Raw genomic sequence first — 23485 nt, forward strand, 5'->3', positions numbered from 1 at the left:
TTCTCATGATTTGCCCACCATGTTGCAAACACCATCGGCACACGCTGAGAGACGATAACGATTGCGCGCGAGGGCGCGGTACATTGCCGCAAACAGCGGCCGCAGCATGCGCCATCTCAGCGGAGCTAGCCACCAGCCGTACCCCAGCGCCGTGTAAATGGCAACCAGGCTATCGATGCCTACTAACAGACGGCCATCGGCAGTACGTGCATGAATCTCCTTACCCAGCGCTTCCATGCTCACACCCACCTCCTGCAGAGAGAAGTCAGGTGCGGCGATGTCACTGAAAGCCAGACAGCCAGCACGGTCCCGCACGCGCAGACGCGACATCTGCGCGCGGCAAATGCCGCAGTTTCCGTCGTAGTACAGCATCAGTGCAGGCTTGTTCATATTAAGTGCCTCCGTCTTTAATTTCTGTCAAAACAGAAATTATTGGCCAAATTTTTTTAATCGCTGCCGAGCAATCGCGCCACCTTCCCGCCCATTTTCAAGAAACGCTGCATGGTCGCCGGCGGCAAATGCTTGTAATCGTCGAAGGTGGCGGTGAGCATTTCGAGGAAGTCCAGTACTTGATCCATTTTGACCTTGGTAGCCGGTTCCAACTGGGGATCGTTTTCCGCCTCCACGGCGCAGGCGCGCAGCACGGTCAGGGTTGGATCGATCTCGCGCTTCTTTCGCTCCTCGACGATGACGCGGAAGATTTCCCACACATCCTGCAAGGCGAGGAAGTAATCGCGGCGGTCGCCGCTCACATGCGTGATGCGTACCAGTCCCCAGCTTTGCAGTTCTTTCAAACTATTGCTGACGTTCGAACGCGCAACATTCAGCGTCTCGGCGATTTCTTCTGCGTGCAGCGGCTGATTCGCCAAAAACAGCAGCGCATGAATTTGCGCCACCGTGCGATTAACCCCCCAGCGCGCGCCCATCTCACCCCAGTGCAGGATGTACTTTTGAATCGTCGGCGTCAGGTTCATGGTTTCCTCTAATTTCTGTCAACACAGAAATAATAGGCCGGGTTTTGGGCGAAGTCAATCATGATTGATCCGCCCTACCTGCTTCAGTAAGGCATCTTTAACGCAGCGCCAACCGTTGCTTGACGGTTGAGCCATGGCCACCTGCATCGCCGATCTTGAACACACTGACGGTCTGCTGCAACTCGCTGGCCTGGTCCTGCAGCGATTGCGTGGCAGCAGCCGCCTCCTCCACCAGCGCGGCATTCTGCTGCGTGACCTGATCCATCTGCGCCACAGCCTGATTGACCTGATCGATGCCCTCACTCTGCTCGCGGCTGGCGACAGCGATCTCGCCGACGATCTGCGTCACCTGATGCACATCGCCCACCAGCGTGGTCATGGTGGTGCCGGCCTGCTCAACCAGATTGGTACCGAGCTGGATCTTCTGTACCGAATCATCAATCAGCACCTTGATCTCCTTGGCTGCCGCCGCCGAGCGTTGCGCCAGATTGCGCACCTCAGTCGCCACCACCGCAAAGCCACGGCCCTGCTCACCGGCACGCGCCGCTTCCACCGCCGCGTTCAACGCCAGGATATTGGTCTGGAAGGCGATGCCGTCAATCACACCGGTGATGTCGACAATCTTGCGCGACGCATCGTTGATATCGTTCATGGTGCTGACCACTTGCTGCATCACCGTACCGCCCTGCACTGCCGTCGCCGACGCGCCTTCCACCAGCTTGCGCGCATGCTGGGCGTTTTCCGAATTCTGCTTGACGGTGCTGGTCAGTTCTTCGATCGAGGCCGCGGTTTCTTCCAGCGAGCTAGCTTGCGTTTCGGTGCGCGAGGACAGCTCCATATTCCCGGCGGCCAGTTCCTGCGAGCCGGTGCTGATCACATCCGCGCCGCTGCGCACGCGTGACACGGTCGACAGCAAATCGCGCTGCATGCGCTGGATAGCCTTCAACAGCAGCTGGATTTCGTTGTCGCCCGAAGCCTGAATGTTCGCGGTGAGGTCGCCGCTGGCCACGCGGTCGAGCTGCGCGACCGCGCCTTCCAGCGGTAGCAGCACGGTGGAGCGCAACAGCAGGTGCGCGCCGAACACCACGGCCAGCGCAATCAACAGGCCAAAGGCCACCAGCCACATGACCACCGAGTATTCGCTGGCGCGCTTGCTGGCCAGTTCGTTGATCTGTTCATCGCCCAGCTTCTGGAATTTTTCCAGCAGCTGCGAAAACGCCGCGCCGGTCGGCGTCAGCTCGCCGGCATTGATGGCGGAGTAGGCGGCCGTGTCGTCCTTGGCCAGCGCGGCGGAGGCGCGATCCAGCACCACAGACAGCTTACGGCCCGCTTCCACCAGATCCTTCTTCAACTGCGCATCCTGGCCCGGATAGTCAGGCGTCTTTTCAAATTTATCGAGGAAATCCAGCGTGCGCTGGTAGGATTTTTTAGCGTTGGCGAGCGCGGAGTCGCGTTCAACCTTGTTGTCGCTCTCTTTCAGCGCAGCGTAGCCACGGGTCAGCGCCGAGCGGGTACGGGTGGTGTCTTTGTAGGCATCGTTAATCGCGATGACCTGCGTTGAAATCTGATGTACTTCTGCGATCGAGCGGTTCGACTTTTGCAAGGAGAAGATCCCCAAACCGGCGCCGACCAGCAGCATCAACGCAAACAATACCAATACGCCCAGCAGGCTGCTTTTCACTGTGACATTCTTCACGCTAATCTCCTGTTACTTTAAGTATAGTTACCAACAGGAAATTATACGCTCTTTACATTGTTTTACCTGAGAGCGATTGACGCTGCTGCCGTGCGACGCGAATAATCATCACATGGCCACATCCGAACTCACCGTGCACAAGTTGTTCAGCACACCGCTCCTGCTCACCACTCTGGATGACGCAGAAAACATCAACCGCGAACTACTGGAATACTTCCTGCCGAAAGCCGGCGCAGAAATCGGGCGACAGCTGACCAACCTTGGCGGCTGGCAGTCGAGCGATAACTTCCATACGCTGGAATTGCCGGCGGCCCAGCGCCTGTGCAAAGCCGTGACCGAGGTGGTGAATTCCGCCACCGCGATCTACACGCCGGGCGGGCTAGTGGAATCGACGGTGGCGCTGCGCATGAACGCGTGGGTCAACGTCAACCCGCCGGGCGCCAGCAACGTCGCGCACGGCCATGCGGGCGCGTTCTGGTCCGCCGTCTACTACGTGGATGATGGCGACGCCGGCGGCGACAACGGCGGCGAACTATTCCTGCACGATCCGCGCGGCCTGCTGCCGGCGATGCACGACCCGCTGCTGCGCTTCCGCATCGAAGGCTGCATCACCGCCGGCTACACGGAAAAGGTGACGCCGCAATCAGGCCTGCTGGTGATCTTCCCCTCATGGCTGCTGCATGCCGTTGATCCCTTCCACGGCACCCGCCCGCGCGTGTCCGTCGCCTTCAATTTCGGCACGCCGGGCGTTTAAACCTGCGCCGCATGCGCCATCAAACGAGCGTGAATATGGCCGGCCTTTTCGATGATCGCAGGATCGAAGCCGCGTTCTGTGAGCATGGCGATGCCGTTGGTGGCTTGCAGGACGCCGGTTTGTAGTTGCAGGCGGCCGTCCTCGCGGCGCACGCACCACGGTTGCAGGCAGTCGGATAGCAGTGATGCCAGTACCAGGTGGTGCGACGCCACGACAACGCGTCCCTGCACGGCCAGCGTGTGCAGCACCGCTGCTGCTGCCGATACCGATTCCAGGTAGTTCGTGCCGCGGAAAATTTCGTCGATGATGAAGATGGCCGGGCGCTGCGCCGACAATGCCAGCAGCTCCTGGCCGCGCCGCAGTTCGGCCATGTAAAAACTTTCGCCTGCGCCCAGCGCGTCTTCATTTTGCATGCTGGAATAGACCGGCAGCAGCGGCGTCACCGCGCGCGCTGCGTAGCAAAAGCCAAAGGCGCGCGCGGTCACCAGATTCAGGCCAACGGTGCGCAGCAAGGTGCTTTTGCCGACGCCGTTCTGCCCAGAGATAAAGATACCCTGCTGCGCCATGCCGAAGTCCAGCGACGACGCGTCGGCCAGCAGCGGATGCACTACCTGCGCCATCTCCACCACATCACCCTGCTCCGCCCAGCAATGCGCGGTACGCGACAGGTGGCGCGCCAGCGCAAGGTCCGCATCCAGCGTCGCCACGCGCTCAAAGCTGGCGCGCAGGAAGCCGATGTTTTCGCGCATCACGTCGCGGCTGCGGAAGTAGTGGCGGACGTTTTGCAGGAACAGCCAGTCGCTGTATTCGCTCACGCCCGGCATGCCGGCCATCAGCGAGCGGCTCAGGCGGCGATTGAGTTTGCCCGCTTGCGCCGCGTCGTCCCACGGCAGCAGCGAGTGCGCGCGCAGCATCAGTTGCGTGCTGTCGAGGATACGTCCCCACTCCTGCACGCGCTCGTGATAGCGGACCTGTATCGCGATCAGCACCAGCCACAAAGCCAGCGCCACCATCCACAAGGGCAGCCAGCCCATGCCCAGCGCGGCGCCAGCGGACAGCAGGAAGGCGATCGGCAACCAGCCCAGCACCGGCAGCCAGCGCGGCGATGATGGCAGCGCAGGACCGAACAGGGTCCCGCTGATGTCGCAGTCGGCGCGGCGCAGGTCTGCGGCGGCGCCTTGCAGTTGCTGGCGCTCCGCATCGTCCACCATCAAGCCGCGCACGCGGCCGGCGGAGGCGGACACCTCGCCGGCCGACGCCGCATACAAACGCCGGTGTAGTTCCTGCTGGCCGAAGATGCTGGTCTCGCGCGCCAGTTCAGCGCTGTAGGCAGGCAGCAGTAAATCGTTCCAGGTCTGTTCATCCATCACGCAGTCCGCGCTGGACACCATGCGACGATAGAGGGCGACATCGCTCGGCACAAAAGGATAATCATTCATGGACAGCCAAGTTGCGACGATTGCCATTTTTTCAAGTCCGCCCCGAAGACTGGAATAACAACACTCGCGACAAAGCTTGCTACCTTCCGGTCCACGAAGGCGCATAATCCCCTACAACAGTAGCAATTTATTAATGACTGGAAAGTTTTGCTGATACCAAGGGGGATGCAAATGGAAGCAGCGGAGGATGCCCGGCATAGAAAACTCAGAATTTTTCTGGTCGAGGACAATCAGGATACGCGGGAAGTAGTAGCAATAATTCTAGAAGGTGATGGTCACCAAGTCCATGCCGTAGGATCCGTCCAGGCCGCGCTGGACGAATTCAGCTTGAGTGCGAATGATGTGTTGCTAACGGACCTGGGATTGCCTGATGGGTCAGGGCTAGACCTGATGCGTCAGCTGCGGGACCGTGGCGAGGCGCCGTATGCGATCGCCATGAGTGGCTTTGGTTCTGCCGCCGACCGTGCTGCAAGCATGGCGGCCGGCTTCAGACACCACCTTGTCAAGCCCTTCGATTTTGACCGGCTCGCGCACCTGCTTGAAACAATACCGCTGAACAAGCATTGACCACAGCCCATCCCTCAACTATAAAGCCTTGCTGCAAAGATTTTGCACGCCCAATGCATTTTTAGGATATTTCAATGAGCGGTCCCGACGTTTCCCCCCAAGAGCCACATGACGATACCAGTGGCTTGCCCGAGCTGGCGCCGGACTTTCTTGAAACCGAATCCGCCGACAGCATGGACGATGCCGTGCCCAGCAGGGGCTATGGCATGCTGCCGGTAGTGGGCCTGGGTGGATCGGCCGGCAGCATTGCCGCGCTGCGCAAATTCTTTGATACCGCGCCAAGCAACGGCGGCCTCGCTTACGTCGTCGTGCTCCATCTGGATCCGACCCACGAAAGCACGATGCCTGAGCTGTTGCAACGGCATACCGCCATGCCGGTCCGGTCCGCGCAGAGCGGGATGAAATTCGAAGCCGATCACGTGTACGTCATTCCACAGGGGAGTTATGTGCTGGCCGACGACGGTCACATCCGGCTACAGGAACTGCAGCATGAACCCGGCAAGCGGGTGGCAGTCGATCTGTTCTTCCGCTCACTGGCTGATTCGCATGGCGCCCATGCCACGGCGGTGGTATTGAGTGGCGCCGATGGCGACGGCGCGATAGGCCTCAAACGCATCAAGGAGCGTGGTGGACTGACGATCGTGCAAGACCCGCAGGAAGCCGAGTATCCCAGCATGCCCACGATGGCGATCGGCACTGGCATGGTCGACTGGGTGTTGCCCGTGTCCCATATGGCGCAGCGGATTGTCTCCTACTATGAGAACGAAGACCGCTTGCGGCTGCCGCCGGAGGCAGAGCAGGAGCCGGCCGAACTTGATCAGCTGGGCGACAACTCGGCGGTGCTGCTGAATGAAGTGCTGAACTACGTACGCACCCGCACCGGCAGCGATTTTACCTATTACAAGCGGGCCACCATCGTGCGGCGCATTTCGCGCCGGATGCTGGTGACAGGCGTGCCGGAACTCACTGCTTACCTCGACCATTTACGCACGCATCCCGGTGAGGCCGCTGCACTGGTCAACGATATGCTGATCTCGGTCACCAACTTCTTCCGTGACCGCAGCGCGTTTGAGCAATTGCAGGAACATATACCGCATCTGTTCCGCGGCAAGGCGCCCGGCGACGCGGTGCGGGTCTGGTGCGCCGCCTGCGCTACCGGCGAGGAAGCGTATTCGCTGGCGATGCTGCTGCTGGAGCATGCGCGCGAGATGACTGCGCCACCGATGCTGCAAGTGTTTGGCTGCGACCTGGGCGAAGAAGCGATCCAGGTGGCGCGCGCTGGCCTGTATCCGGATACGATTGCTGCCGACGTCTCGGAAGAACGGCTGCGCCGCTTCTTCATCAAAGAGCCGAACGGTTGGCGGGTACGGCGCGAGTTGCGCGAGATGGTGCTGTTTACCACGCACGATCTGCTGCGCGATGCGCCGTTTTCCCGCATGGATCTGGTTTCCTGCCGCAACTTGATGATCTATTTGAACCGCGATGCCCAGGCCCGCGCGCTCGATCTGTTCCATTTCGCCTTGAAGCCAGGTGCGCTGCTGTTTCTCGGCACCTCGGAATCGGTGGAGGAACGCAACACTCTGTTCGTTCCGGTGCACAAAAAGTACCGCCTGTATCAGCACCGGCCGGCGCGCCGCGTCAGCATGACCTTGCCAAGCGGCGCCGGTGAAGCCGCGCTGCACCGCGTGATCGAGCAGCACGAGCGCCTGAAACTGGCCGTCATGACGCCGCCAGATCGGCCCGTCATACCGCATGCACTGGCGCCATCGCTGCCATGGTCGGGTTTCGACCAGCGCGACATGCCGGTCAATGAACTGCATTTCAAGCTGCTTGGCCGCTATGGCCCGGCCTCGATCATCGTCAACGCCGAATACGATATCCTGCACCTGTCTGAAAACGCCAACCGCTATCTCAAGATGCCGGAAGGCGAGCCCTCGCGCAACCTGCTGCGGCTGGTCCAGCCGCGACTGCGTGTCGAGCTGCGCAGTGTCTTGCTGCGGGCCGTCGAGTCGCAACAGACTGTCGAGATGCCACGGCGGCGGGTGGAGCTACCCAATGGCGAGCGGATTGTAAATATCCAGGCGTCGCCGGCCGGTGATCTGGCACAGGGCGCCCTGCTGGTGATCTTTACCGAAAGCGACTCCGAATTGCCGGGCGATGAACTGATCAGTCATGGCGACCCGATGGACTCTGCCGCCGTGCTGCATCTGGAGCGGGAACTGAACCGCACCAACGCCGCGCTGCGCGCCACCGTGGAACAGTATGAGGCCTCCACCGAGGAGCTAAAGGCCGGCAACGAAGAACTGCAGGCCATGAACGAGGAGCTGCGCAGTGCTGCGGAAGAGCTCGAAACCTCGCGCGAAGAGCTGCAAAGCGTCAATGAAGAACTCACCACCGTCAATTCCGAACTGAAAACGCGGGTGGAAGAACTGGCGCGCGCCAACTCCGACCTGCATAACCTGATGAGCGCGACGCAGATCGCAACGATCTTCCTCGATCGCGAATTGCAGGTAAAGCGCTACACGCCGCCGGCAGCGCCGCTGTTCAACCTGATTCCAAGCGACATCGGCCGACCGATTGCGCACCTGCACCGGCAACTGGATTATCCCGAACTCGGCGCCGACGCCGAACAAGTGCTGAGCAGCCTGATGCCGGTCGAACGCGAGCTGCATGAAAACGGCCGCTGGTTCCTGTCGCGCGTGCTGCCCTATCGCACGGTCGACGATCATATTGCCGGCGTGGTGCTGACCTTCATCGATATCAGCGAACGACGCAAGGCAGAAATTGCACTGCGCGCCAATCAGGCGTGGCTGCAGGGCCAGAACGAAGCGCTGCAGGCGGCACTGCGCGACGTGCCGCTGTCCTCCGCGCTGGCGCCACTGGTACACATCGCAGCCGCTTCGCAACAGTCCGACATCCAAAGTGCTTTTTACCTGGTCGATGCGGCAGGTACCGGCTTGACCCACGTGGCCGGCATGTCGGCGGCGTATGCCGAATGCGTGGACGGCTTCCCGGTCGGCGAGGACTCGCTGGCCTGCGGCCTGGCCGTGACCAGCAAGCGGCCAGTCATCACGGCCGATGTACTGCAGGAACCGCGCTGGGCGCCCTGGCGCTGGCTGGCGGAGAAGCACGGCTATCGCGCCTGCTGGTCGTTCCCGATTGAGACTGAGCACAAGGTCATCGGCACCTTCGCCATGTATTTCGATGCGCCGCGTGAGGCCAGCCCGAAAGACCTGGAATTCGCCATGAGCATCGCGCGCGTTGCTGCCATCATTGTGTCGCGCTATCAGGAAGTCGAAGAGCGCACGCGCGCCGAGACTGCGCTGCGGCGCGCCGACGCCCGCTTCCGGCTGGCCGTCGAGGCCTCCGATTTCGCCACCTGGGAATGGCTGGTAGACGCCGACGAATTTGTTTTGAATGAACGCTATTTCACGATTCTGGGCTTGGCGCCACAGCAGGAACCGCTGTCGTTGCAGGCGTTTTTCGAGAATATTTATCCCGACGACCGCGAGCACGTGCAAAGTGAATTACAACGCGCACTCCGTTCCGGTGACGTTTTCCAGCTGGAATTCCGTCTGCGCTCCAGTGATGGCAGCGTTTGCTGGATGCGCGGCTACGGCCGGGTGGTCGAAGCCGATAGCGATGGCAAACCGGTCAAGATGAGTGGCGTGCTGGCCGACGTCAACGACGCCAAGCAAAGCGAGGAAGCCTTGCGCCAAAGCCGGGAGAGTCTGCAACTGATCGTCGCCAACGCGCGCGAGTACGCGATTATCGCGATGGATAAAGACCGCCGCATCACCAATTGGAACGCCGGTGCGGAAAACATCCTGGGCTACAAAGCGGAACAGATCCTTGGCCACTGCGCCGACTTGATTTTCACTGCAGAAGACCGCGCTGCCGGTGCACCGGAGAACGAAGCTATGCAAGCGTTGGCGCACGGACAGGCGACGGATGAACGCTGGCATATACGTCAGGATGGCAGCATCTTCTGGGGCTCGGGCATGATGCATGCGATGCGCGATGCCAGTGGCTCGGTGATCGGGCTGCTCAAGATTTTTCGTGACCAGACTGCAGTCTTGCATGCCAAGAACGCCCTTGAACAAAGCCGGCAAGAGTTGAAGCAGGCATTAGCGGAAACTGAGCAGGCACGCGACGAAGCCGAGGTAGCAGGCAAGGCAAAAGACCATTTCCTGGCAGCGTTGTCGCATGAGTTACGGACGCCGCTCACCCCCTTGATGCTGTCCATCTATCAGCTTCAGCGCGACCCCTCGCTGACACCGGCGGCGCGGCACTCAGTGGATGTGATTCATCGTAACGGCCGGCTGGAGGCGCAGCTGATTGACGACTTGCTCGACGTGACCCGCATCGCCACCGGCAAACTGGTCGCTGAGCAAGCCCCTGTTTCGGTGCGGGCAGTGGTGGCAAGTGCGGTGGACATTTCCAAGCCCGACCTCGACGCGAAGCAGCAACAGCTGGAGCTCCGCATGGCAGATGGTGAAGACGGCATGCGCGGCGACGCCAAACTGCTGCAGCAGGTGTTCTGGAACCTGCTGAAAAACGCGTCGAAATTCACGCCCGTGGGTGGCACGATCGGCGTTGCGGTCGAGTTTAGCGACCACCGCGCCGTGATCACCTTGCGTGATAACGGCGTTGGCTTCGAGCCCGGCGTGGAACAGCGCTTGTTCGAGCCGTTCGAGCAGGGCAGCTCATCGGTGACGCGCAAATTCGGCGGCCTGGGCCTCGGCCTGTCTATCGTCAAAGCCAATATCGCGGCGCACGGAGGAACCGTTCAGGCGGCCAGCGATGGCCCTGGCAAAGGCGCCGTTTTCACGGTGATGCTGCCGCTACACTGACGTCCGCGCCGGACAGCGCGGACAGGGCGGACGCTGGACGGACAGCGGACAGGGGCGAACATCCCATACAAATCAAGCACTTAGCGTGTGGCACGCTTTCTGCATAAGCTTGCTCGTCTACTCACCAACGAGCAATCCATGATACGCGACACCTCTTCTCAAGACGCCGTCATTGCCGCCCCCAAGGGGCAGTTCACCAAGCGCCGCATCGTCATCGCTGCCGCTGCCGTGGTGCTGCTGGCCGCCGGCTGGTCGGTGATCCATACCTGGCGCGGCAGCGACCACTCCGTCAACGCCTCACGCCTGCGCATCGCCGAAGTCGGACGCGGCACCTTGATCCGCGACGCCGCCGTCAATGGCCGCGTGGTGGCTGCCGTCAGTCCGACGCTGTATGCACCGTCGCTGGCCACCGTCACGCTGAAAGTCCACGCCGGCGACACCGTCAAGAAAGGCGACGTCCTCGCCGTGCTGGAATCGCCCGACCTGTCCGACGCGCTGAAACGCGAACAAGCCGCCTACGCCCAGACCGAAGCCGACGTCGCCCGCCAGCGCATCCTCGCGCGCAAACAAAAACTGCTGGCCCAGCGCGACGCCGACACCGCCGAAATCGACCGCGTCTCGGCCCAGCGCACGCTGGAACGCTACGACGCCGTTGCCAACGAAGGGGCGGTCGCCAAGATCGAATACCAGCGCGCCAAGGACGCGGTCAATTCCGCCGTGATCCGCGCCAAGCACGCCACCGAAGCCTCCGCGCTGGAAAACGACAACGTGGCGCTGGAGCTGGAATCCAAGATCAAGCAGCTGGACCAGCAGCGCAGCACGCTGTCCAACGCCCAGCGCCGCGTCGATGAACTGACGGTGCGCGCGCCGGTCGATGGCTTCATCGGCACCCTGTCCGTGGCTGACCGCAGCGTGGTCCCGGCCAACACGCCGCTGATGACGCTGGTCGATTTGTCGCGCCTTGAGGTGGAGCTGGAAGTCCCTGAGACCTACGTCGCCGACATCGGCCTTGGCATGAATGCGGAAGTCAACTACGGCACCGGCACCACCACCGGCAAGCTGTCCGCGCTGTCGCCGGAAGTGGTGAAGAACCAGGTGCTGGCGCGCGTGCGCTTTAACGGCGCACAGCCGGCCGGCCTGCGCCAGAACCAGCGCCTCACCGCGCGCCTGCTGATCGACGAAAAACCGAACACCCTGATGGTGCAGCGCGGCCCGTTCGTGGAATCGGAAGGCGGCCGTTATGCCTACGTGGTCCGCGACGGCATCGCCATCCGCACTCCGATCAAGCTGGGCGCCACCAGCGTCTCCGCCGTGGAAATCCTCGGCGGCCTGAAACAAGGCGACAAGATTGTTGTAGCCGGTACTGAAACCTTTGAGAACGCCGAACGCGTCTCGATCAACCAATAAATAACTTTATCAAGAGGCCCTCCATGCTGCGCATGAAAAACCTGAGCAAAGTCTATCGTACCCACATGATCGAAACGCACGCGCTGCGCGGTTTCGAGATCGACGTCAAGCAAGGTGAATTCGTCACCGTCACCGGTCCTTCGGGCTCCGGCAAAACCAGTTTCCTCAACATCGCCGGTCTGCTGGAAGAATTCACCGACGGCGAGTACATCCTGGACGGCATCAACGTCAAAGGCATGGACGACAATGCCCGTTCGCGCCTGCGCAACGAGAAGCTGGGCTTCATCTTCCAGGGTTTCAACCTGATTCCCGACCTGTCGCTGTTCGATAACGTCGACGTGCCGCTGCGCTATCGCGGCTTCAACGCCGCCGAACGCAAGGAGCGCATCGAAGACGCATTGGCGAAAGTCGGCCTGGCTTCGCGCATGAAGCACTATCCTGCCGAACTGTCGGGCGGCCAGCAACAGCGCGTGGCGATTGCGCGCGCGCTGGCTGGTTCGCCCAAACTGCTGCTGGCCGACGAACCAACCGGTAACCTCGACACGCAAATGGCGCGCGGCGTGATGGAGCTGCTGGAAGAGATCAACGCCCAGGGCACCACCATCCTGATGGTGACCCACGATCCCGAACTGGCGGTGCGCACCCAGCGCAATGTCCACATCATCGACGGCCAGGTGTCTGACCTGGTGCGCAAGTCGCCGTCGCTGTCCAACGTCGCCTAAGCCAAGGAGCGCAGCATGTTCCAATACTACTTCCTGCTGGGCGTGCGCAGCTTGCGCCGCAACCCGGCACTGACGGCGCTGATGGTGCTGACGCTGGCCATTGGCGTGGCAGCCAGCGTCGCTACGCTGACCATCCTGCACGTGATGTCGGGCGACCCGATTCCGCACAAGAGCGACCGTTTGTTCGTGCCGCTGATCGACAACGGCCAGCCCGAAAACTACAAGCCCGGCGACGATATCGACGACCGCCAGATGAGCTACCGCGATGCCACCAATATCTTGAACAGCAAAGCCGGCGAGCGCCGCACCGCCATCTTCGGCATTTCGCTGGCATTTGAGCCGGCGCGCAAGGACATCGGCGCCTTCAATGCCGCTGGCCTGGCCACCGCGGGCGATTTCTTCAACATGTTCGAAGCACCGTTCCGTTATGGCCAGGGCTGGAGCCCGGCTGACGACAAGAGTGGCGCCGACGTGATTGTGTTAAGCCGCGAGCTGGCTGAAAAACTGTACGGCGATACCGATCCGGTCGGCCAGCGCATCACCGCCGGCGGCATCCAGTTCCAGGTTGTCGGCGTGCTGGATAAGTGGAGCGTGGTGCCGCGCTACCACCGCATTATCGGCAGCAACGACGGCGCATTTAGCGAAGAAGACGAAATGTTCATTCCCTTCTCTAGCGCCATCCGCCATGAGATGCAGCGCAACGGCAGCACCAGCTGCTACGACGACATCGCTCCCGGCTTCCAGGCTTTCCTCGACTCCGAGTGCACCTGGATCCAGGCATGGATCGAAACCCGTAGCGCCTCTGACCGCGCCGAGCTGCAAAGCTTCCTCGACTCCTACGCAATCGAACAGCGCAAGCTGGGGCGCCTGAAACGTGCCGCGCCGAACAAACTGTATAACGTGCGCGAATGGCTGGACTACATGAAGGTGGTCGGCAACGATAACAAGCTGTCTGCATGGCTAGCCTTCGGCTTCTTGGCCCTGTGCCTGGTGAACACCATCGGCCTGCTGCTGGCGAAGTTCTCGGTGCGCGCGGCGGAAGTCGGCATCCGCCGCGCGCTGGGCGCATCGCGCCGCGAGATCTTTACCCAGTTCCTGATCGAGACCACCGTGGTCGGTTTGGTCGGCGGCGTGCTTGGCCTGCTGCTGGCTTTCGGAGCACTGGCATTGATCGCCATGCAGTCCAAGGCGCTGACACTGGTGGCGCACATGGACTGGATCATGCTGCTCACCACCTTCGGACTGGCCGTGCTGTCGGCGATCCTGGCTGGCCTGCTGCCGACCTGGCGTGCCTGCCAGGTGACGCCGGCCCTGCAACTCAAATCCCAATAAGCGAGCGCCATTATGGAAATTCGTCCTATCCTGTCTGCGCTGCTGCGCAGTAAAACCGGCCCGATACTGGTGGCCGTGCAGGTCGCCCTCAGCCTCGCCATCCTGGCCAACGCGCTGCACATCGTGCAGGTGCGGCAAGCTGTATCGGCCCGGCCGACCGGGCTGGAACGCGAAGAAGATATCTTCGTGCTATCGGTACGCCACCTGAAACAAGGCGGCCACGAAGAGCAACTGGCCACGCAACGCCGCGATACCGCCGCGCTGCGCGCCGTACCGGGCGTGTTATCGGTGTCAGAGACCAGCCAGATGCCGCTGTCACGCTCCGGTAACTATACTGGCCTGGCGGTCGATCGCAAGCAGACCCGCACCACGGTGCAATCGACCAGCTATTTTAGCGCTGATTCGCTGGTCAAGACGTGGGGCCTGCAACTGGTGGAAGGCCGTGATTTCTATCCGAATGAAGCGCCGGAAATCGACACCCTTACCAGCCAGGAATTTCCCAAAGTGGCCATCGTCAGCCGCGTACTGGCGGAGAAAATGTGGCCCGGCCAGAGCAGCTACGTCGGCAAGACGGTCTACTTCGGCATCGGCGACAAGGCGCGCAGCGTGCAGGTAGTGGGTGTGGTGAACCGGCTGCAAACTCCAGGCGCGCAAATCGACGATACCGGCGAATACTCGATCGTGACGCCAGCCCGCCTGACCGGCAACGAAGTAATAAACTACACGGCACGCGCAGAACCGGGGCAGTTGGACCGCGTAATGAAAGAAGCCGCAGAAGCGGTCCGCAGCGCCTCCTCGTCGCCGGTGGTGGTACGCAGCAAAAGCATGAACGAATACCGCACCAAACGCTATCGCGCCGATAATGCGCTGGCATGGATGCTGGTGACGGTCAGCGTGCTGCTGCTGTTGATCACCGCCAGCGGCATCGTCGGCATGGCCAGCCTGTGGGTGACGCAGCGCCGCAAGCAAATCGGCGTACGCCGCGCACTGGGCGCGCGCCGCGTCGACATCCTGCGCTACTTCATCACCGAGAACTTCATGATCACCAGCGCCGGCGTGGTGACCGGACTGCTGTTGGCACTGGGCCTGAACCAGCTGCTGGTCAGCCAGCTGGAGATGCCGCGCCTGCCGGCCGGCTACCTGCTGGGCGGCGCCGGTATCTTCTGGGCGCTGGGCGTGATTGCGGTGTACGGTCCGGCGTGGCGCGCTGCCAGCATTTCGCCAGCCACCGCCACACGCAGTGCGTAGTCAATAGACATGGGCCTTCATGATGTTATGCTTGCGGCATGCCTACCGTATTAATCATTGACGATAATGCCGCCGTTGCCGTGGCCCTCGACGTGCTGTTTTCGCTGCACGATATCGAGGCGCTGCGCGCGGCGTCGCCCGATGCCGGACTGGCCATGCTGGAACAGCACAGCGTGGACCTGGTCATCCAGGACATGAATTTCACCGCCGACACCACGTCGGGCGAGGAAGGCACGGCGCTGTTCAAGGCGATCCGCGAACGCCATCCGGATCTACCGGTGATCCTGCTGACCGCGTGGACGCATCTCAACGCAGCGGTAGACCTGATCAAGGCCGGTGCGGCCGACTATCTGGCCAAGCCGTGGGACGATCACAAGCTGATCGCCACTGTGAATAATCTGATCGAGCTGGGACAAGCCAAGCGCGCCTTGCAGCAGCGCGTGCAGGGCGAGTTACGCCAGCGCCGCGAACTGGAACGCGGCCACGATTTGCGCGGCATGGTGTTCCAGGATCCGGCCACCGAGCGTGTGATACACCTGGCCTGCCAGGTAGCGCGCGCCGACGTGCCGGTGCTGATCTCCGGTCCTAACGGCACCGGCAAAGAACGGATTGCGGAAATCATCCAGGCCAATTCCTCGGTGCGCAATGGGCCGTTCGTGGTGCTCAATTGCGGTGCGATTCCTTCTGAATTGATCGAGGCTGAATTATTCGGCGCCGATGCGGGCGCCTACACCGGCGCATCCAAGGCGCGCGAAGGAAAGTTTGAAGCAGCCGATGGCGGCACGCTGTTCCTCGACGAGATCGGCAACCTGCCACTGGCCGGACAAATGAAGCTGCTACGCGTGCTGGAGACGGGACGCTTCGAGCGGCTCGGCTCCAATCGCGAGCGGCAGGTGAAAGTGCGCGTGGTCAGCGCCACCAATGCGGATTTGCAGGCCATGATACGGGCCGGCACCTTCCGCGAAGATTTGTTCTATCGCTTGAATGTGATCGAGCTACGCTTGCCGCCACTGGCCGCGCGGCCGATGGATATCCTGCCGCTGGCCATGAACTTCCTCGGCGAAGGCAAACAGCTGCACGCCGATGCACAGGCGGCGCTCTTGGCACACCAATGGCCGGGCAATGTACGCGAACTGAAAAATGTGATGATGCGTGCGGGCCTGCTGGCCAGTGGTGATGTGATCAAGGTGGCGGATCTTGGCCTGCCTGCTGCCAGCAACGGCATCGGCGGTTTCGGCGGCGGCGCGGCCGTCGACGACAACATCCGCGAGCCAGACCGCGACGCCATCAGCCTCGCGCTGAGCCGTGCTGGCGGCGTAGTCGCACAAGCAGCAGCGGAACTCGGCCTGTCACGCCAGGCGCTGTATCGCCGCATGGAGCGGCTTGGCATCGTCCGTCCGTGATGGAACGGCGCGGCCTGCGGCTCTCGCTGCTCACGCGCTGGACGGCGCTGGTGGGCACGCTGCTCACGGTCGGCATTTTGATCGCGCTGGCGACTGATCACTTCTTCCCCAAGAATCCCGGCCTGGTGCTGGGCGTCTGCCTGCTGTGCGTCCTGCCGATTTCCATCATCACCATCCGCGCGGAACTGGAACGCATGCTGTCGCTGTTCCGCGCCCTCACCGGCACCGTCACCAGCTACAAGGACGGCGATTTTTCCTTCAGCCTGCACTGGCCGCAAAACGATGAACTGAGCGACCTGGTTGCCGCCCACAACGCGCTGGGCGACGTGCTGCGCCAGCAGCGCCTCGACCTCGTGCAACGCGAGCTGCTGCTCGACACCATGGTGCAAAACACGCCGGTTGCCATGCTGCTGGTGAGCGAGGCAGGCCCCATCGTCTACGCCAACGTAGCCGCGCGCCAGTTGCTGCATCAAGGCCGCAAGCTGGAAGGCCACAAACTGGACGACGTGCTGGCCGACGCCTCCCCCGCCTTACTGGAAGCGCTGGCGCGTGGCGGTGATGGCCTGTTCACCACCAGCAGCGACGAAGAAGAAGACGTCTACCACCTCGCCCGCCGCAGCTTCAACCTGAATGGCCGCAAACACGAACTGCTGCTGCTGCGCCAACTGACAATGGAACTGCGGCGGCAGGAAGTACAAACCTGGAAGAAGGTGATCCGTGTAATCAGCCACGAACTGAATAACTCACTGGCGCCACTGACCTCGCTGGCCCACTCCGGCGCGGAACTGGTGCGGCGCGGTCAAACGGAACGCCTGCCGCAAATCCTCGGCACCATCGAAGAACGCACGCGCCATCTGGAGAGCTTCATCCTTGGCTACGCGCGCTTCGCCAAGCTGCCGGCGCCACGGCTGGAAGCCCAGCACTGGCAAGCCTTTCTCACGCAACTAGGCGAACAAGTCATCTTCCAGCAGATCGGCGACGCGCCTGCCGAACCGTGCGCCTTCGATCCCGCGCAACTGGAGCAAGCCTTACTCAATCTGCTGAAGAACGCCCACGAATCCGGATCGCCTGCGGAAGAAGTCACGCTCGAAGTACGCCGCCTGCACGAAGGTGTGCGCATCGACGTGCAAGATCGCGGCCCCGGCATGAGCGACACCGTGCTGACCAACGCACTGGTGCCGTTCTACTCCACAAAACGCAGCGGCACCGGCCTCGGTCTGGCCCTGGCGCGCGAAATCGCTGAAGCCCACGGCGGCCGCATCACCCTTACCAATCGCGAAGGCGGCGGCCTGACCGTGACCATGCTGCTGCCGCTGGCCTGATAAACTAGCGGCATGTCCAAGTCTTCTCCCTCCGCCGTCCGTTTCGACCAGCCCGGCCACCCGCCGGCCACCATCACCGAATTCCAGGGCGTGCGCAGCCTGCACCTTGGCACCTCATGGGTGCAGGGCGCGATGCGCATCGCCAAGCCCGATAACATCGAGCTGGAATACGTGCAGATGATGATGATGTGGCTACTCTTCAACGGCCAGCCGCAGCATATCGTGCAGCTGGGTCTCGGCAGCGCCGCGCTGACCAAGTTCTGCTACCGCCGCCTGCCGCAGGCGCGCGTGACCACCATCGAACTCAATCCCAACGTGATCGCCATGTGCGAGGCGCAGTTTGCGCTGCCGCCCAACGATGCGCGCCTCAACGTGCGCGAGATGAATGCGCTCGACTTCGTGCTCGATCCGGCCAACCGCAACACAGTGGACATCCTGCAGGTAGATCTGTACGACGAAGCCGCGCGCGGCCCGGTGCTGGACTCGCAGGAGTTCTACCAGGGCTGCGCCGACGTACTGCGCGACGGCGGCATGATGACCACCAACGTCTTCGGCGACGACTTCACCAACTACGACAAGAATTTGCAAACGATGGAATTGGTATTCGACGCAGTGGTCTGGCTGCCGGAAGTACACGATGCGAATATCGTCGTCATCGCGTTTAAAAACGCGCCGTCGCTCGACTTCAGCGAGCTGTATGAGCGTGCCGGTGAAATCAAAAAGACCTTGAATTTACCGGCCAAAAACTGGGTCAACGGCTTGAAAAACTGGATGCGCGACCACCAGTAACTGCCGGAACATTTTGCGCATATCGATATGCGTCCGCATCATACCGATGCAGGCGCGCCACACTTTTGTGCACCCTTGCACCATGATCGTTCCGGGCCGCCGGTAACTTTACGATACATTGAGTTACAAAGCACGGAATATTGATAAATGTGCATATTCCGCAACATTGTGGTGCATGCCGCGTTGTCGCTCTTCGCGTGCAACCCTTAGTATTTTTAGTAACGGCCCTACCCCGCTGGCCGTTTTCAAATACCAAGAGAGAAAACACAATGCAAAGAGCACCTCAATTCAAACGCACCTTGCTGGCCAGCGCTATCCTGCTGTTGGCTGCGCAAAGCGCTTTCGCGCAATCGTCTACCGACAGCAGCGCCAAGGCCGATGATCAACAAACCGTCGTGGTCCTGGGTTCGCGCTCGGTCGCCAAGACCGCACTCGATACCTCGTCGCCGGTAGGCCTGATTGGCCTGAAAGACCTGCAGACCGCCGGCCCGCTGGAACTGGGCAAGCTGCTGCAAACGCTGGACCCGTCGTTCAACTTCTCCACCACCTTCATCAGCGACGGCACCGACTCGATCCGTCCTGCCACCCTGCGTTCGCTGGGTCCTGACCAGGTGCTGGTGCTGATCAACGGTAAGCGCCGCCACCAGCAAGCGCTGGTCAACGTGCAGCAAACCATTGGCCGCGGTTCGGCCGGTACTGACATCAACGCCATTCCACTGGCGGCGATTCACCACATTGAAGTCCTGCGCGACGGCGCCGCAGCCCAATACGGCTCGGACGCGATTGCAGGCGTGATCAACATCGTCCTCAAATCGAACATCGGCGAGACCTCGGTCAGCGGCCAGCTGGGCACCACTTCGGAAGGCGACGGCGATATGTATTCGGCCAGCGTCAATCGCGGCTTTGCGCTGGGCGAGAACGGCGGCTATCTGAACCTGACGGCGGAAGGCCGCAAGCGCGGCGAAACCAACCGCGCCGGCCCGGACACGCTGCGCGTGAACCCACCGCGCGTCACCCAGCACATCGGCGACAGCAACACCAAGGACGGCTACCTGTGGTGGAACGGCGCGCTGCCGATCGACAAGGAAAGTGAGTTCTACGCCTTCGGCGGCATCTCGCAGCGCAAGAGCGATTCGTATGGCTTCTTCCGTTCGGCCGGCGACGACCGCACCGTGCCAGCCGTGTACCCGAACGGCTTCCTGCCATCGATCCACACCGACATCAAGGACGCATCGTTCGCCTTCGGCTATCGCCGCGACCTGGTGGGCGACTGGAAGGCCGACATCAGCATCAACTACGGCGCCAGCGAATTGAAATTCCACGAATCGGACACGCTGAACGTCTCCTACTGGTACGAGCCGAAACCGGGCGGCGGCATCTACGCTGAATCGGCGCGCGAAGCCGATACCGGCACGCTGAAATTCAACCAGCTGACCTTCAACGCCGACGTTAAAGGTCCGGTCAAAGTGGGCGACACGGAAGTATCGCTGGCCACTGGTTTTGAGTACCGCCAGGATAACTACCAGATCGTCGCCGGCGATCCGATCTCCTACCAGTACGGCCGCACCAACAACCCTGCCATCGTGATCAAGACTCCGAGCGGCGCCACCGCCGCAGCCGGCACCCAAGGCTTCCCGGGCTACACCCCAGGCACCGCCGTGGACTCGGGCCGCCACAACATCGCCCTGTTCCTCGACGCCGAAACCAAACCGGTGCAAGAGCTGACCCTGGGCGGCGCAGTGCGCTACGAAAAATACTCGGACTTCGGCGACACCGTCACCGGTAAGCTGAGCGCCCGTTTCGACCCAAGCAAACAAGTGGGCTTCCGCGCCAGCGCATCGACCGGCTTCCGCGCACCGAGCGTGCAGCAGGAGTTCTACAGCTCCGTGTCAACCAACCTGAATAACGGCGTGCTGACCGAGACCCTGACCGCACGTCAAGGCAGCGCTGTCACGCAGGCCTTCGGCATCAAGCCGCTGAAGGAAGAAACCTCGACCAGCTTCAGTGGCGGTATCGTGCTGCGTCCAGCATCGAACGTGTCGTTGACTGCCGATGCGTACCAGATCAAGATCAAGGATCGCATCGTGTTCTCGAGCGAGATCGCACCGGAAGCTGGTGGCGGCCCGATCGCCAACATCCTGAAACCGCTGGGCGTAGGCCAGGCACAGTTCTTCACCAACGCTGTCGACACCCGCACCCGCGGCCTGGACATCGTAGCGGAGCACACCACCAAGTTTGATGCTTCCACACTGGTGCTGTCGAGCCAACTGGGCTTCAACAAAACGGAAGTCACCAAGCGTCACTCGACTTCCTCGGTGCTGACCGGCGCGCAGCTGTTCGACCAGTCGCAAGTGACCCTGATTGAACGCGGCCAGCCGCGCCAGCACCACGTGGTGGCGGCAGACTACACCGTCGGTGCATGGAACGTGAACACCCGCGCCAACTACTTCGGTCCAGTCTATGCTGAAAACTTCAGCCCTCTGCAGAAGTGGGATTCGCGCTGGCTGGTCGATGCATCGGTGCGCTACGCTTTCAGCAAGCGTACCTTCCTGAGCGTGGGCGTGAACAACGTGTTCAACCAACTGCCATCGGAATGGACCAACGGCGGCGTATTCCCGCAACTGGGCTTCACCCGCTGCTGGGAAACCTGCCCTATCGGCGTGAACGGCCGCTCGTTCTACGTGCGTGCTGATACGGCGTTTTAATTGGGTTGTTAGTTGAGCGGTTGGCCGCATACGCCGCAAGGTGGATCAATGCGGCCAACTGTTTGACCAGTCCTTCCATCTGCTCGGCGGGCACTTGTGCATAGCCGAGCATCAATCCCCTCCATCCCGAATCGCCCTGCGTTGCGTGCGTGCTTAGCGCATTGACGGCGATGCCGTGCTCCTGCGCCTGTTCCACAATCTTCACGTCGTCGATGCGTTCATCATTGAAGCGCAGTGAGAGGTGCATGCCTGCCGTACCGCCGTGTACCGTGGCGATCGATCCCAGATGCTTTTCCAAGGCTGCTACCAGTGCATCGCGGCGCTGGCGATACAGCCTGCGCATGCGGCGCAGGTGCACGAGGAATTGGCCGCTGCGCAGGAACTCGGCCAAGGCCAATTGCTCGGCCACACGGCCGCGAGATGCGGATTGCGCGCGCATCTGGGCGAAGGCGTCAGCCAGCGCTGCGGGCACCACCACAAAGCCGATGCGCAGCGAGGGGAACATGGTTTTGCTGAAGGTGCCGAGGTAGACCACCGGCGCATCGGGCGCCAGGCCTTGCATGGCGTGCAGCGGTGCGCCGTCGTGCCGGAATTCGCTGTCGTAGTCGTCTTCAATGATTAATGCGCTGGCAGCGCGTGCGGCTTCGATCAAGGCCAGGCGGCGACGCAAACTGAGTACGCTGCCAATTGGGTACTGGTGCGATGGCGTGGTGTAGACCAGGCGTGGTGGGCGTAGCAGCCAGTCGTCCTGCTGGGGCGACATGCCATCGTCGTCGACATCAATGCCTTGTACTGCAAGGCCGGCGCCGCGTGCGGCGGCCATTGCGCCGCCGTAGCCGGGATTCTCGATCCAGATGGTGTCGCCTTCGTCGGCGAAGGCGCGCATGCAGAGGTCAAGACTGGCCTGCGTGCCGTCGGTGATGAAGACTTGCGATGCTTCGCACACCACGCCGCGCGAGGCACGCAGGTGGTCGGCGATGGCGGCGCGTAGCAGCGGCTCGCCGGCGGTATCGCCGTAGTTCAGCTGCGCCACCGTCATGCTGCGCAGCGCGCGCTCCAGCAAGCGTCGCCACAACGCCATCGGGAACTGCTCCAGCGCCGGCACGCCGGGCACAAAAGCGCCCATGCGGTCGGCAGGTCCCGGCACCGGCCGCAATTCGCGCATGCGCTGCGACAGGCCGGCCAGCGATGCCGCTGCTTTGACGGCTCGTGCGCGCACCGGCGCTATCGCAACGACCATCGCTGCCACCACCGTGCCACTGCGGTCACTGGTCACGAAGCCTTCACTGGCTAGCTGTTCGTACGCATACAGCACGGTATTGCGCGCCACGCCCAGCTCTTCGGCCAGCGCGCGCGAGGCAGCGAGCCTTGTTCCTGCTGCAAGCGTGCCGTTGCGGATCGCCGCACGCAGGCATTCATGCAGCATGCGCTGGCGCGGCCAGTTGCGATGCCGGTGCTGTTCTTCATAGCTGTTTATGAGCAGCGAAAAATCCATTCATGGCTCCATAAAATTTACATCCACTGGATCTACTGATAGAACCAGCATCCCATTATATTTTGATTTTTATGAAAGGGAAGCATGAACCAGCCACCAACCGATCGCACCCGTGTCCGCCGCGGCGCCACCAACGCACAGTACGACACTGCCACCCTGCACGCCATCATCGATGACGCTTACCTTTGCCACATCGCCTTCAGCGACGGCAAGAGCACGCACTGCATCCCAACCGCCAGCTGGCGCGAAGGTGATTACCTGTACATCCACGGCTCCAACGGCAGCCGCATGGTCAAGCGCCTGCTCGACAGCGAATGCTGCGTGACCATTACCCACCTGGATGGACTGGTGCTGGCGCGATCGGCGTTCAATCATTCGATGAACTACCGCTCGGCCATGATCTATGGCGTGTTCGAAGTGGTGGAAGGCGAGGCCGCGCGGCGCGCGATGGAAGCGTTCATGGAAAAGCTGGTACCCGGCCGCCAGGCCGAGGTTCGTCCCGGCTCCGACAAGGAATACGCCGCCACCACCGTGCTGCGCATCTCGCTGGCCGAAGCGGCCTGCAAAGTCCGCACCGGCGGCCCGAACGACGACGAGGAAGACCTCAGCTGGCCAGTATGGGCTGGCGTGCTGCCGTGGGCACGCACGCCGCTGCCACCACAAACCGCAGACGACTGCACGCTGCCGATTCCTGACTATGTAGTTCAGCTACATCGATGATGTCTGCCGTGTAGTAAAAATACAACCAGATCAACTCTCATAGCGAAAACAGCATCAAA

General features: G+C 61.8%; 17 protein-coding genes. 12 read left to right on the forward strand and 5 right to left on the reverse strand.

What is annotated here, in order from left to right; translation table 11 throughout:
• Window positions 1-3: 3 nt before the first annotated feature.
• The 3 genes from GTP46_RS01515 to GTP46_RS30270 form a co-directional block, all read right to left on the reverse strand.
• Complete coding sequence (locus GTP46_RS01515; protein ID WP_161004856.1) at window positions 4-390, reverse strand: thiol-disulfide oxidoreductase DCC family protein; 387 nt, start codon at window positions 388-390, stop codon at window positions 4-6.
• 56 nt (window positions 391-446) lie between these two features.
• Window positions 447-974, reverse strand: a complete 528-nt coding sequence (locus GTP46_RS01520; RefSeq protein ID WP_161004857.1) for a GbsR/MarR family transcriptional regulator — start codon at window positions 972-974, stop codon at window positions 447-449.
• A gap of 97 nt (window positions 975-1071) precedes the next feature.
• Complete coding sequence (locus GTP46_RS30270) at window positions 1072-2670, reverse strand: methyl-accepting chemotaxis protein (protein ID WP_161004858.1); 1599 nt, start codon at window positions 2668-2670, stop codon at window positions 1072-1074.
• A gap of 112 nt (window positions 2671-2782) precedes the next feature.
• On the opposite strand from GTP46_RS30270, the gene GTP46_RS01530 reads away from it, so the two are divergent.
• Entirely contained in the window at window positions 2783-3424 is a 642-nt protein-coding gene (locus tag GTP46_RS01530) for a TIGR02466 family protein (protein ID WP_161004859.1), read from the forward strand.
• On the opposite strand, the gene GTP46_RS01535 is transcribed toward GTP46_RS01530, so the two are convergent.
• Window positions 3421-4863: a MutS-related protein gene (locus tag GTP46_RS01535; RefSeq protein ID WP_229258751.1), complete on the reverse strand. Its 1443-nt coding sequence runs from the start codon at window positions 4861-4863 to the stop codon at window positions 3421-3423. The genes GTP46_RS01530 and GTP46_RS01535 overlap by 4 nt on opposite strands.
• A 171-nt stretch (window positions 4864-5034) precedes the next feature.
• On the opposite strand from GTP46_RS01535, the gene GTP46_RS01540 reads away from it, so the two are divergent.
• The 10 genes from GTP46_RS01540 (at window position 5035) to GTP46_RS01585 (ending at window position 21211) form a co-directional block, all read left to right on the forward strand.
• Entirely contained in the window at window positions 5035-5430 is a 396-nt protein-coding gene (locus GTP46_RS01540) for a response regulator (RefSeq protein WP_161004861.1), read from the forward strand.
• Window positions 5431-5504: 74 nt separating this feature from the next.
• Window positions 5505-10283: a chemotaxis protein CheB gene (locus GTP46_RS01545; protein WP_161004862.1), complete on the forward strand. Its 4779-nt coding sequence runs from the start codon at window positions 5505-5507 to the stop codon at window positions 10281-10283.
• A 138-nt stretch (window positions 10284-10421) separates the two neighbouring features.
• Window positions 10422-11690: an efflux RND transporter periplasmic adaptor subunit gene (locus GTP46_RS01550; protein WP_161004863.1), complete on the forward strand. Its 1269-nt coding sequence runs from the start codon at window positions 10422-10424 to the stop codon at window positions 11688-11690.
• Window positions 11691-11713: 23 nt separating this feature from the next.
• Window positions 11714-12412: an ABC transporter ATP-binding protein gene (locus tag GTP46_RS01555; protein ID WP_161004864.1), complete on the forward strand. Its 699-nt coding sequence runs from the start codon at window positions 11714-11716 to the stop codon at window positions 12410-12412.
• 15 nt (window positions 12413-12427) lie between these two features.
• Window positions 12428-13744 (forward strand): ABC transporter permease, encoded by a 1317-nt coding sequence (locus tag GTP46_RS01560; protein ID WP_161004865.1) that lies wholly within the window; start codon window positions 12428-12430, stop codon window positions 13742-13744.
• A gap of 12 nt (window positions 13745-13756) precedes the next feature.
• On the forward strand, window positions 13757-14992 hold the full coding sequence (locus GTP46_RS01565; protein ID WP_161004866.1) for an ABC transporter permease: 1236 nt from the start codon (window positions 13757-13759) through the stop codon (window positions 14990-14992).
• Between the two features lie 38 nt (window positions 14993-15030).
• Window positions 15031-16395, forward strand: a complete 1365-nt coding sequence (locus GTP46_RS01570; protein ID WP_161004867.1) for a sigma-54-dependent transcriptional regulator — start codon at window positions 15031-15033, stop codon at window positions 16393-16395.
• Window positions 16395-17717 (forward strand): sensor histidine kinase, encoded by a 1323-nt coding sequence (locus GTP46_RS01575; RefSeq protein WP_161005002.1) that lies wholly within the window; start codon window positions 16395-16397, stop codon window positions 17715-17717. The genes GTP46_RS01570 and GTP46_RS01575 overlap by 1 nt, the downstream gene beginning before the upstream one ends.
• Window positions 17718-17729: 12 nt before the next feature.
• Window positions 17730-18506 carry a spermine/spermidine synthase domain-containing protein gene (locus GTP46_RS01580; RefSeq protein WP_161004868.1) on the forward strand — a complete coding sequence of 259 codons (777 nt, stop codon included), beginning with the start codon at window positions 17730-17732 and terminating at the stop codon, window positions 18504-18506.
• A gap of 269 nt (window positions 18507-18775) precedes the next feature.
• On the forward strand, window positions 18776-21211 hold the full coding sequence (locus GTP46_RS01585) for a TonB-dependent receptor plug domain-containing protein (RefSeq protein ID WP_161004869.1): 2436 nt from the start codon (window positions 18776-18778) through the stop codon (window positions 21209-21211).
• Here GTP46_RS01585 and pdxR read toward each other — a convergent pair.
• Window positions 21159-22706, reverse strand: coding sequence for a MocR-like pyridoxine biosynthesis transcription factor PdxR (pdxR, locus tag GTP46_RS01590; RefSeq protein WP_161004870.1), 1548 nt, complete (start codon window positions 22704-22706; stop codon window positions 21159-21161). The genes GTP46_RS01585 and pdxR overlap by 53 nt on opposite strands.
• An 84-nt stretch (window positions 22707-22790) precedes the next feature.
• On the opposite strand from pdxR, the gene GTP46_RS01595 reads away from it, so the two are divergent.
• On the forward strand, window positions 22791-23426 hold the full coding sequence (locus tag GTP46_RS01595) for a pyridoxamine 5'-phosphate oxidase family protein (RefSeq protein ID WP_161004871.1): 636 nt from the start codon (window positions 22791-22793) through the stop codon (window positions 23424-23426).
• Window positions 23427-23485 lie beyond the last annotated feature (59 nt).

The organism is Duganella flavida, assembly GCF_009857445.1.
GTDB lineage: Bacteria > Pseudomonadota > Gammaproteobacteria > Burkholderiales > Burkholderiaceae_D > Rugamonas > Rugamonas flavida.

Excerpts from the sequence above, each read along its gene's own strand:
- GTP46_RS01560 (WP_161004865.1), top strand. The coding sequence starts at position 12,428 with ATGTTCCAATACTACTTCCTGCTGGGCGTGCGCAGCTTGCGCCGCAAC.
- GTP46_RS01555 (WP_161004864.1), top strand. The coding sequence starts at position 11,714 with ATGCTGCGCATGAAAAACCTGAGCAAAGTCTATCGTACCCACATGATC.
- GTP46_RS01550 (WP_161004863.1), top strand. The coding sequence starts at position 10,422 with ATGATACGCGACACCTCTTCTCAAGACGCCGTCATTGCCGCCCCCAAG.
- GTP46_RS01565 (WP_161004866.1), top strand. The coding sequence starts at position 13,757 with ATGGAAATTCGTCCTATCCTGTCTGCGCTGCTGCGCAGTAAAACCGGC.
- GTP46_RS01530 (WP_161004859.1), top strand. The coding sequence starts at position 2,783 with ATGGCCACATCCGAACTCACCGTGCACAAGTTGTTCAGCACACCGCTC.
- GTP46_RS01595 (WP_161004871.1), top strand. The coding sequence starts at position 22,791 with ATGAACCAGCCACCAACCGATCGCACCCGTGTCCGCCGCGGCGCCACC.
- GTP46_RS01570 (WP_161004867.1), top strand. The coding sequence starts at position 15,031 with ATGCCTACCGTATTAATCATTGACGATAATGCCGCCGTTGCCGTGGCC.
- GTP46_RS01575 (WP_161005002.1), top strand. The coding sequence starts at position 16,395 with ATGGAACGGCGCGGCCTGCGGCTCTCGCTGCTCACGCGCTGGACGGCG.
- GTP46_RS01515 (WP_161004856.1), bottom strand. The coding sequence starts at position 390 with ATGAACAAGCCTGCACTGATGCTGTACTACGACGGAAACTGCGGCATT.
- GTP46_RS01535 (WP_229258751.1), bottom strand. The coding sequence starts at position 4,863 with ATGAATGATTATCCTTTTGTGCCGAGCGATGTCGCCCTCTATCGTCGC.
- GTP46_RS01580 (WP_161004868.1), top strand. The coding sequence starts at position 17,730 with ATGTCCAAGTCTTCTCCCTCCGCCGTCCGTTTCGACCAGCCCGGCCAC.
- GTP46_RS01585 (WP_161004869.1), top strand. The coding sequence starts at position 18,776 with ATGCAAAGAGCACCTCAATTCAAACGCACCTTGCTGGCCAGCGCTATC.
- GTP46_RS01520 (WP_161004857.1), bottom strand. The coding sequence starts at position 974 with ATGAACCTGACGCCGACGATTCAAAAGTACATCCTGCACTGGGGTGAG.
- pdxR (WP_161004870.1), bottom strand. The coding sequence starts at position 22,706 with ATGGATTTTTCGCTGCTCATAAACAGCTATGAAGAACAGCACCGGCAT.
- GTP46_RS01540 (WP_161004861.1), top strand. The coding sequence starts at position 5,035 with ATGGAAGCAGCGGAGGATGCCCGGCATAGAAAACTCAGAATTTTTCTG.
- GTP46_RS01545 (WP_161004862.1), top strand. The coding sequence starts at position 5,505 with ATGAGCGGTCCCGACGTTTCCCCCCAAGAGCCACATGACGATACCAGT.